Genomic DNA, 9703 nt, shown 5'->3' on the forward strand with positions numbered 1-9703 from the left:
CTGTGTTCCCAGTTGTCTGAGGAGAGCAGCCGGAAGATGCTCCCCCTGCTCGATCGGGCAATCGGACTGGCTCCCGATTATGCCCAGGCGCTCGCCATGAAAGGCTGGATTACGATGTGGCGCGCGTTCCAGGGCTGGGAGGACATGGGATACGCCCTGGCCCTTGCCAGGGACATCGTCCAACAAGCCATTGCCGCGGACGATAAGGAACCGTGGGCTTACCTTGCGCAGGCGATGATAGCCTTTGCGACGCGTGACAATGTCCTGGCGATGGCAGCGGTCAGCCAGGCTGTCGCGATCAACCCCAACTCCGCGTTTGCACACGGCCAGTTGGGACTTGCGCATGCCAACGGGGGCCGCGCGGCGGACGCCATTCCTTGCATCGACTACGCCCTCAGACTGAGCCCGCGCGAGGCTTTTCTCGGCGACTTTCAGTTCTACTACGCCATGGCTTACTTCCAGGGCGCGAATTACGAGCTTGGATTGAGTTATGCACGGGAGGCGCATCGGTTGCGGTCCGGCCACGCGGTTCCGCTGGTCATCGGCACGGCCTGTGCCGGACTTCTGGACGACCAGGAGGCTGCCACGGACTTGCTCGGACGGCTCAAGTCGCTCGTCCCTGACATCTCACGGGACGCGGTCGGAGCAACATCTTCTTTCGTCAGCGCCGAGGATCGGGCGCGCCTGATCGAGGGACTTGCCCGTGCCGGCCTGGATTGACGGGTTGGATTGACCTCGAGAACCGATCGCTTACTGGTGGAGGGCGTTCCTGGCAGCATGTCGCGACGACTTTCGGAATTGTGCTGCGTGGAAGCCCATCTCGTGGCCTCCCCGACAAAGTTGCCAACACGAAGGTCGCTTCAGCTATCGCCGAAACGCTCCCCGTGATTGGCTCATCGCGAGCAAGGGCGTCCAGACGCTGGAAAGCGTGCCTCAAGCCTGGTGGCGTTTGCTACCGAATGCCGGAATGATGCAGCGGCGATCTAGTCACAAGGAGCGGCACGTTTCATTGTGGCATTCGCGAAATGAACTTGTGAACCAAGAACGTCCGTTCATGGCACTTCCAGGACGTACGCCGCATGTCCGTTTCAGGACGGAATGCGGTCATTCATCTTGGCGTATGTTGCCTGTAACACAGCTTGCTCCGAGCTTACCGCTTCCCGAAGAAAGGCGCAGACTGACTCCAGCTTGTGTACGCGTCGAATGGCGACTTCTTGTCTAAACAGATATTATGCGAAATGTTATATTAGGTTGGTGGATTCTATTCTGAAGTGCGAATAAAGTTACACAACAAGGCTTTGCACAAGGATACTGGATGAAACCGTCCCACACTCACTCGAGCCTGCACGGACGCCGTGAGCTGTTCCCCTCCTGCGCTCCGCCTAGATCCCGATGCGGGTTATCGCCGAACGTCTGAACCGCCATCCTTCGACCCTCTATCGTGAGATCAACCGGAATTGGCTTCACGATGAGGAACCGTTGTATCGCTAGCCGTTACACTTCGGCTTGCCTCACATAGTGGCATACTCGCCGTTCAGTCATTAGAACCTGACAAAAACGTCACCCATCTGCTCCGCAAGGCAGGATTTCGTTTACGCGGATCAATCGGACATTTGCCTTTTTACTGCCAAGGTTTGCAGCCACAAGCCTCGCCATTGCACGAGTAAGTTGTTTCACATCACCAGCGCATCTGATTGGCTTTGCTACATCGACGGGCTTGAGGACTTTCTTGTTCGGCCTCCAACGATCGCAACAAGCTCCTCGAACACGAGCGGAGTGCCTCCTCAGATACATTGAAGTAATCTGCCCAAGAGACAAGAGTCTCAATCTGCCTTGGGCGGCAATTAAACTTGGATTAGGGGCTTACCATGGATGGATTGTCGTTACTGGTTATCGCCATTGGCTCAGTGCTTGTCACCCTTGTGGCGTTTCTCGGCACGTTTGACTACATCTACCCAGTGTCCGATACAAAGCTAGGTGGTATCTACCCGAGCCGGACACATGACAGCTCTAACAACCACTCCTATCGGTGATGCCTCCACAGTCGATGCCCGGCCTCCTGTGAGGCTCAGGCAAAAGAAAGCCCCAAGACGCGCCCAGGGCTTCAAGGCTTCACCAGAGGGAACCGCCACGATCAGGAGGAAGAGGAACGTGAGGGCTTGGACAAACAATCCTCGATGGCCGATGTTCCGGATGGCTGTGCCTTATGGTTCTAAAGGCGCATGATTCAGCGACACACTTGTGTCAGGAACCCAGCCCAGTTGGCATGCCATGTGTGAGTATAGCTGCGTTGTGAGGAAGCGATCTTTGACTGCCACAACAAGGTCGCGCCGGCCTGAATACCGCCAGCGAGGACCATCATCACCAGCAGCCGTGACCAGAACTTCGGTGTCATGGGACACCAGACCATGGTGCCGGTTTATCTCGAAGTTGATGCGGTATTCGTCCGAGCCAGTGTGCCCCTGCTTGCGAACCTGCACGTGAGCAGTCACCAGAATACCGCTGCGACCCAGCAAGGGTGTGGCTGAGAGCTTGAGGGTATCCCATAGGATGATCGGAGGTGTTCCAGGTTCGGTCATCACCGTTCTCCCGCCTCCATGAGGATACACCGGCCGCTCCCTCATGGAAATGTATTCGCGATCTATGAGGCAAGGGACAGGACCTTGGGAAAGTCTGAGGAGAACTTCCAGGGCTCAGAGGTGCCTGGTCATTGGAGATCGGTCAGGTACGACTGCAGCTGTCCGGATTAACCCAGCGCTTACTCTCCCGCTCGATAGTGCCGGTCCATGCACGGCAAAGGAGACACCATGAGTGATGTAGTGGGCATTGCGGGCGATCGGATCCGCTCGTTTGTGGAGCGCATCGAGCAGATCGAAACCGAGCTAAAGGAACTCACTGAGGCCAAGAAGGAGATCTTCTGCGAGGCTAAAGGCGAAGGCTTCGACGTGAAGGTGCTCAAAGAGATCATCAAGCTGCGCAAGCAGGACCAAGACGAGCGTGACGAGCATGACACCCTGCTCGACGTTTATATGCGGGCGATGGGCGAAGCGGGCTCGGCACCTGTGGCTCAAGCGGCATAACGGCAACTCACCCGTACCTGACTTCTGGTGCGGCATGCCGGAGCAATGCTGGAAACCAGATCTTTACCCAGCAAGGTTCAAAGTCGTCTGGCGGTGTTGCAACCGGCACCGCATGCGCCTCAGCTGAGAACCCCGCCCGGTTCATTCGGCTGAGGCGTTCCTGAATTACCCGGTGCTAGCCATCTGCGGAGACTAACGACCCAGGGACTAGGCCGCTGTCCCAGGTAGAGGCCACGCATGTCAAAAAAGAGCGCTGATGCCTGATCCCAAGATGCTCTCTGGCGAACTGAGCCTATGGTCTGCAGTGCTGCTGGGTCAGGGTGAGAAGGACTGGGCTGAACTGCTGGATCGAGCCGCGGCCAAGATCGCTCAAGGCGAGCAGGACCAGCAAACAGCCGCCAGCCTCAGGCTCTACGCTGTAGTGGTGGGGCAGAAGGATCAGCCTTCGTTTCAAGCCCTGCTGGAGAAAGCTGCAGACCTACTGTCTATACCCTTAGATCCTTCGGCACTCTGACGGGCATGCACAAAGCGCCCTCGATGCACCTCAGACGGTTTCATCAGCCAGCTTGGTTCATTGGGAAATCCGACACTAACGCCAAGGCTAACACCATCACCCCAAGCACAAACCCAAGGCGGCCATACAGAGCGATCAGATCCTCACACGTCATTCCAAACCTGCCAGACGCCCCGGGAAGAGATAAGGAGACACTCCGGCAATGGTGTGTCGGGGTGTCCCAAGGTCCAGAGTGACGCGGGCAGTTCCAACTCCGGGATCTCAGAAGAACTCAGATTTCTGGGCCAATCCAGGGGCGAAGGTCGGAGACTGAGGTCTGAAAGGACGCCATGCGCCGGCATGCGAGGCAGCCTCATTGATCCAAAGCGCAAGCCAAAGGTCCGGTATTTCTAAACATCGCGTTCCACCTTTCTGCTGTGCGCCGGCGCGCTGGGCTAGGCAGGCTTCCATCTTGTGGGAACAAGAGCACCGACGATGCCGCTGCTTAGGCAGAGCGGTCTGCTGTGGGTCAGGCGGACCATACGCGTGGCCGTGCCGTGATCCGCTGACGCATGAATTCAGAGGTTGGCGGCGCAACCCATCCTCCAGTGCCTTGGGGGGGCGGCATACCGGCTGGGACCGGGCGGAACTGTATCGGCGAAGGTTCGTTTCCGCACGATGAAGCCACCTCGTCGGATCCTCAACCAGCCCGTAGTTCTCCTTGTCGAGGATGACTTTCTTGTTCGCCAGACCTTGGTCGACATGCTGCGGGAAGCCCAGTTCTGGATTGTGGAAGCACAGGACGCCGATGAAGCGTTCGATCTGCTGCGGTCCAGATCCGATATCAATATCGTACTTACAGACGTCAATATGCCGGGGTCGATTGACGGTTTCGAGTTTGCGCGTTTGGTCCGTCAGGGCTGGCCTGAGGTAGGAGTGCTGGTGATCTCAGGCCAAGCCTATCCCGGTCATGGTAATCTGGCGCCGAATACCATCTTCCTTCGCAAGCCGGTTCGCTCGGTAGCCCTGATCAAAGCTCTTCGGAAAGCCATGGCACCAGACTAATTCTCGAGGCCGCGTATGCTGGATACTACCGCTCAGGTAGAGAAGGCGGTCTCAGACTTCTCGTGAGCGGCCTCAGGTCGCCTGAGACAGCTCTCAACAGCCGCTGCAGATGCTTCTGCTAAGCCTGTCCACTCTGCGCTGGCGAGCCTTTGCCAGCTCTTCCGCCTTCCTACGCTCTGCGGCCTGTGCCTCGCTCTCTTGCCTCGTAACAGTTCCTGAAGTGGGAGCTTCTGGAGTGCCCGTCTGAGGCTTCTTCCCCTGTGCCGCAGCCCAGTGGGGGGTGACGAGTAATCCAATTACCGTAGCGACTGCTAAGATGCGCATTGGTTTGCTCTCCTGAGCTCACTCAGACCCGCCAGCTAGGGCACAAGCTAGGCACCTCAATAGGCCCGCGCGCTCAGCCGGATTTCCTGGACGCATAGCCCAGGACCGATCTTGATCATTGCCGCTTCATCGTCGGAGCAGACGCATTGCATCCACCCAAGAAAGCCCGTCAGCGATGATGGGGAGCGAGGCGTGCCTAATGCTGCCGACACGGGGAGCCTTATGGCAACTGTGCGCAGATGAAGAAGGCGACGCTGGCTGCTGATAGAGCCGCAACCATGAGACCCTTATCGATTGACGAATGGGGCTTCGCTGCCCAATGCAACAGTTGCTTGATCACGGTTATGCCCAGAAGATGAATTTGTTTGATGTTGCTGCCTACCTGGGCCGATGGGTGCAGGGGATCAACTGCCAAGTCCACGGTTCCCGCAGATCGACGCTCAGTGTTACCTGCGGGTGACACCATGTACGACCTTCACGGGAGGGCTGCTGCATATGCGGCCAACGGACACCCCGTGCGGGCTCATGAAGGGCCTTCAGGGGAGAGACGGGGCTGGTGAGGGTAGGACGGCGTTCGATCCTTGAGCGGGGAGAGAGCCATCATGCAGGACTGGCTACCTGTCAGACTGGCGCCACGGGACGGAACACCCGTAATCCTCTGGATCGAGGACGAGGAGGCTGCGCCCACCTATCCCGTGACGGTCGGCGTCTGGGAAGCCAATGACATGACACGAAGGTGCTATTGGCGTGTCTTTGGAGCTCGCTACGGCACTCACATCTACTTCGACCAGCACATTGCTGGCTGGCGCCCGCTCCCGCGCATTTCTCGGGCCTGATCAAGGACTCCCAAGGGGACCATTGGCGTAGCCGAAACGTTCTATAAAACTCCAAATGTGCAACGGAAAGTGGGAATGGACAAAGAAACTCAGCAGAGGCGGCTCCTGAACCTTGTTAAAACGATCACGACGCGAGCACTCGCCTTGCCTACTATAGACCGCGAAGCGTTCATAGAAATTGAAATCAGGAACTTTCGGCAAAGCTCCGCAGATACCTATCAGGCCAACCCAGCAGCAAAGGCTGCTGCTCTGGAGCTTGCAGACAAGATGCGAGAGTGGATATTTGCCATGATCAAGATGCTGGAGGTCTCGGGCGAGAAGCCCGGCAAGGCCTAGTCTCACGCTTGTCATGCAGGACCACAAGTGTTCTCCATCTAGCACCACCCAATCCCGAGCAGGGCATCCGGCGCTTCTACAGCCTGATAATCGAGCGGGATCTCTTCGAGACTATTCGCCTTTGCGCAACTGGGCCGCATCGGGACTAACAGGCAGGAGCTGGTAGAGGTCTTTGCTTGCGAGCAGGAGGCTGGAGGGGTTCTGGAGGTGGTCGCCGGGAGAAGCGACAGTGCGAGTACCGCGACACGAGTTTGCAGCAGCCCCTTCTATGGGAAACAGCAAACCAAGGTGGACCCTGGTGCGTCCCCGTGAGCCGAAGACGCACCAGGGTAACATCTGCAAGCCCTCTACGAGGCCTCAGGCGGCGGGGCCAGCCTGCATCTGCTTCGCCATCTCGAGCCCTTGCTCGGCGGTCATTGCTGGCACGACAGTCAGGTCAAAGACATCATCCCAATCCACGATCGCCTTCATGATCGAGGCGACATTGTCTGCCTCGGCGACTGCAATCACCGCCACCTCGGTGGACATGGGCCAGTACTCTGCAACCATCCGCATGCCCACAGGGTACTCCCAGCTCACACGGCGGGCGATCCGTTCCTTGCCTGTGCTCGCGGCCTTTGGCTTGCCCATGACAACAAACAACATGGATGCCTCCATTTCTCGGCGGCTCCACCTCTTGGCGGACTGAGGACCGCCGAGGCCGAGCATCTTACACCGTTCTGACTGGGAGGGATCTTGCGCAAAAGGAGGTGGGCGTTGGCACGGGTGGTCCTCAAGAAAAAGCAGGAAGATCGCCTGCGGCTTGAGCGTAAGACGCTGTACAGCACTGGGCAGGAGAACATCCCGCCCTCTATTCAATGACATTGCTGCTTTGCGACTGTGACGGAGCTGGGTGAGACTCGGACATCTCGGGTGGGCTTACCTGAAAGATTACCATCTTCACCGGTGTCTGCCCCTTGTTGGTGCCGCGGATGATGGTGTTGACCGGCTCGATCACGGCCTGCCCGGCCTGGGTGTGAATCATTTCCCCGTTCTTTCTGTCCAGGAATAGCCACACTCCTCCTTAAGAGGAGACGTAAGTCCACCACAAAGCGTGTGTCCTCGCACCTGCAGGAAGTCCCGTGATTTACATAACCGCCAGTACTGAACTGTCCTGAAGCAAGGACGGCGTGAAGCCTTCCCCATAGTGGCGTGGTTAGCCGTTATGTTTATCGACGAAGCGGTTCCAGGCGAGGATAGCCTCGTTTTCTGCATCCACATCAGTGCCGCAAGGCTGCCCTAAAGGGCCGCGCGTTCCGTCGACCTCGTCACAGGCATCACATATAAGGAAGGCTGCCACGCCGCGTTCCGTCTCCTCGAATCCGACACTGAACTCGGTTCCTCCACAGACGGGGCACGGCTTGGGCTCGGACATTCCAACCTCCCAGGATTGAGGCAGCATAGCCAGTTTTGAGTGTCCGTCACGCCCGCGCATTGTTCGATTGCATCACGCCGAGTATGGGACGTCTTGGAAGGGCAGGCGACCCGGAGGGCAGCGCCCAAGCCTGAAACGTCGAGAGAGGGTTAAGCCGGAACGTCCTTCCGGTGGCATATCGGAAGGGATTTCCGCTAACGTGTTCCGGAGAACGCAGGGGAACGCAGACCGTCACCCAAGGGTAGGCCCACCCCTTAACCCACACAAGCATTACGCCCCTGCCAAGCGGGCACGAGCCAGAAAGACCATCGGCATGACAAGCAACCCAGGAACGCAGGGCAGGAGGGTGCCTTGGATCAAGCGAGAGCAGGATGACAAGGATGAAGCCTTAGAGGCGTATCTGCTCGAACATGTTCCAGGCCTGAGAGCCTGGCATGAAGCGCAACACAGAGCCTTCCGCCAGATCGAGAAAGAGGCCCAGGCTCGTCATCCCGACCCAACGCCGGAGGACATTGCTGCTGCAGAGGCCAGGGAGGCGGCGATGCCCTCCCGGAAGAGGACTGAGGTTCATTTGCGCCGGAGCTTCACACCTTTGGCCCAGCACCTGCCAGGCGTGGTCAAGCGCACACGCAAACGCTTTATCCAGCAGGGGCAACGAGCATGGAGCAAAGACAATCCCACACCCCTGACATGGGAGATCGAGAGAACTCTCACCGCAGAGTTCAAGAGGGCCTACGCTAGCACTGACTGTTCATAAAGCTGCTACACCACACCCGGCCTACCGCTGACAAGGGCAGGGATGAGGCTATGCTCTATCACTGTCGCTTCATCCAGCCTTTCCTGACCCGTCCATTCGGCCCAAATGCCTCTTCTGCTGCCCCGCAGGCCCGTGTCTCAGGCATGCGGGAGAGAAGACTGCCATAGTAGGACAAGCGTTCATCGAAGAAACTGGCATGACGTCCACCTTCTTGCCAGTCAGTTGGTTGAAGGTTGAGTTCTGCAAATCGCGTGCGAGCCCCAGCCTGATCAATCTGCCAGAATGGGCATTTGTTGGTCAGCATTCGGGCGGCTACGAAGTCGTCCAAAGCCGCTTGTTGCGGATCCCGTGGTTGGGCGCTGACAGGGGATGACAGAAGGACAAGCACCAGGATGGCCGCTGCATGGAGACCTGGGGGCAAGACTGCCGGGCAGTCGTGCGGTGACATGAGATGAGGTTTGTGGCGGGTTGCACGCATGCCTGCCTCCTCCCCATATGGTCCAGTGTACCACGACCGTGAGCCCTCGGCAGAGAATACCCGATCCCATATCTAACCTATTGTTAGCGCCAGGGTGCAAGTGTGCTCTATAACTCACCGAGAAATAAAGGAGAGACGCCCATGCACGTCTTCGGAGCCTTTGAGCTGGACATTAAGCCGGGAACGCCAGACGACCCGGCAGGCGTCAGGATAGCCCTCCTGTGCTACACCAGGGGCGAAGATGGGCGCCTGCTCATCCCGCCGGGGTGCAGATCCTTCGAAGCGATTGAGGGGCAGATCAATTCCCTGCAAGACGGGCTGGACGAGATCCGGGAACGAGCTCGTCGGGCCTTCCAGGTCGCCTGAAATCCGTGCTGCTTCAGAAAAAGACCAAACACCAGTCCTGAGAGAGCCGCGATTGCGTGGATCAGCCGCCTCGTGGCTATCAACTGCCGAGCCTCGTCTGTTGGCTCCGGTTGGTGCTTGTATGGAGCCTAGCCACCCAGCCTGCACCGAGATTGGGGCAAAGTTAGTCACGGCGCTGCACCGCTAGTGAGGAATAAGACGCCACAGGCGGCCATTCACGCTCTCGGGCACACCCCCCCGCCCGGGATGGACAACGCCTGCCCGCAGTCGCCGTATAGGAACTTGCAAGGCATGAAACGTCTACACGTAGCTTCGCAACGAGGCCATTGATGTTTGAATCAGATGTCTGGGGTGCACCGGGTCCCTTTCCCCGCACTCTGAGGAAAGGATGCAAAGGCACGGGCAACCGTTTCTGGAACCCGTAGCAGTTGGGGGAGAGGAATCTGGCGGCTGTACCTCGTCAGATGTGCTGCACCTGCACACCCAAAGTGTTAAGCTTGATGGCAGACCCACGGAGGAGCGCCAGCATGGAACGCTTTGTGGTGACCAATACG

At 58.2% G+C, this 9703-nt stretch carries 13 protein-coding genes and 1 pseudogene; 9 read left to right on the forward strand and 5 right to left on the reverse strand.

Going from position 1 to position 9703, the window contains the following annotated elements; translation table 11 throughout:
* Both JKG68_RS28935 and JKG68_RS34990 read left to right on the forward strand, forming a co-directional pair.
* Positions 1 to 720: pseudogene (locus JKG68_RS28935) on the forward strand (adenylate/guanylate cyclase domain-containing protein); the annotation flags it as partial.
* Between the two features lie 672 nt (positions 721 to 1392).
* The gene (locus JKG68_RS34990) at positions 1393 to 1491 is read left to right on the forward strand and encodes a helix-turn-helix domain-containing protein (RefSeq protein WP_202065512.1); all 99 of its coding nucleotides are present in this window, start codon (positions 1393 to 1395) and stop codon (positions 1489 to 1491) included.
* A gap of 713 nt (positions 1492 to 2204) precedes the next feature.
* Here JKG68_RS34990 and JKG68_RS28945 read toward each other — a convergent pair.
* Complete coding sequence (locus JKG68_RS28945) at positions 2205 to 2579, reverse strand: hypothetical protein (RefSeq protein WP_202065513.1); 375 nt, start codon at positions 2577 to 2579, stop codon at positions 2205 to 2207.
* A gap of 228 nt (positions 2580 to 2807) precedes the next feature.
* Between JKG68_RS28945 and JKG68_RS28950 the strand changes: the two genes are divergently transcribed.
* The 3 genes from JKG68_RS28950 (at position 2808) to JKG68_RS28960 (ending at position 4638) form a co-directional block, all read left to right on the forward strand.
* Positions 2808 to 3080, forward strand: a complete 273-nt coding sequence (locus JKG68_RS28950) for a DUF2312 domain-containing protein (RefSeq protein WP_202065514.1) — start codon at positions 2808 to 2810, stop codon at positions 3078 to 3080.
* Between the two features lie 256 nt (positions 3081 to 3336).
* Complete coding sequence (locus JKG68_RS28955; RefSeq protein ID WP_202065516.1) at positions 3337 to 3594, forward strand: hypothetical protein; 258 nt, start codon at positions 3337 to 3339, stop codon at positions 3592 to 3594.
* A gap of 564 nt (positions 3595 to 4158) precedes the next feature.
* Entirely contained in the window at positions 4159 to 4638 is a 480-nt protein-coding gene (locus JKG68_RS28960) for a response regulator (protein WP_246516011.1), read from the forward strand.
* A 544-nt stretch (positions 4639 to 5182) separates the two neighbouring features.
* On the opposite strand, the gene JKG68_RS28965 is transcribed toward JKG68_RS28960, so the two are convergent.
* On the reverse strand, positions 5183 to 5377 hold the full coding sequence (locus JKG68_RS28965) for a hypothetical protein (protein WP_202065518.1): 195 nt from the start codon (positions 5375 to 5377) through the stop codon (positions 5183 to 5185).
* Between the two features lie 187 nt (positions 5378 to 5564).
* Here JKG68_RS28965 and JKG68_RS28970 point away from each other — a divergent pair, with 187 nt between their 5' ends.
* Both JKG68_RS28970 and JKG68_RS28975 read left to right on the forward strand, forming a co-directional pair.
* Positions 5565 to 5798: a hypothetical protein gene (locus tag JKG68_RS28970; protein WP_202065520.1), complete on the forward strand. Its 234-nt coding sequence runs from the start codon at positions 5565 to 5567 to the stop codon at positions 5796 to 5798.
* 75 nt (positions 5799 to 5873) lie between these two features.
* Positions 5874 to 6134, forward strand: a complete 261-nt coding sequence (locus tag JKG68_RS28975) for a hypothetical protein (RefSeq protein WP_202065522.1) — start codon at positions 5874 to 5876, stop codon at positions 6132 to 6134.
* A gap of 357 nt (positions 6135 to 6491) precedes the next feature.
* On the opposite strand, the gene JKG68_RS28980 is transcribed toward JKG68_RS28975, so the two are convergent.
* From JKG68_RS28980 to JKG68_RS28990, 3 genes are all read right to left on the reverse strand, one after another.
* Positions 6492 to 6779: a DUF3303 domain-containing protein gene (locus JKG68_RS28980; protein ID WP_202065523.1), complete on the reverse strand. Its 288-nt coding sequence runs from the start codon at positions 6777 to 6779 to the stop codon at positions 6492 to 6494.
* 205 nt (positions 6780 to 6984) lie between these two features.
* Positions 6985 to 7158: a cupin domain-containing protein gene (locus JKG68_RS28985; RefSeq protein WP_202065525.1), complete on the reverse strand. Its 174-nt coding sequence runs from the start codon at positions 7156 to 7158 to the stop codon at positions 6985 to 6987.
* Positions 7159 to 7329: 171 nt separating this feature from the next.
* Positions 7330 to 7548, reverse strand: a complete 219-nt coding sequence (locus JKG68_RS28990) for a hypothetical protein (RefSeq protein ID WP_202065527.1) — start codon at positions 7546 to 7548, stop codon at positions 7330 to 7332.
* Between the two features lie 953 nt (positions 7549 to 8501).
* Between JKG68_RS28990 and JKG68_RS28995 the strand changes: the two genes are divergently transcribed.
* Positions 8502 to 8678 carry a hypothetical protein gene (locus tag JKG68_RS28995; protein ID WP_202065529.1) on the forward strand — a complete coding sequence of 59 codons (177 nt, stop codon included), beginning with the start codon at positions 8502 to 8504 and terminating at the stop codon, positions 8676 to 8678.
* A gap of 246 nt (positions 8679 to 8924) precedes the next feature.
* On the forward strand, positions 8925 to 9149 hold the full coding sequence (locus JKG68_RS29000; RefSeq protein ID WP_202065531.1) for a hypothetical protein: 225 nt from the start codon (positions 8925 to 8927) through the stop codon (positions 9147 to 9149).
* The last annotated feature ends 554 nt before the right edge of the window (positions 9150 to 9703 follow it).

Source organism: Microvirga aerilata (assembly GCF_016743775.1).
Taxonomy (GTDB): Bacteria; Pseudomonadota; Alphaproteobacteria; order Rhizobiales; family Beijerinckiaceae; genus Microvirga; species Microvirga aerilata.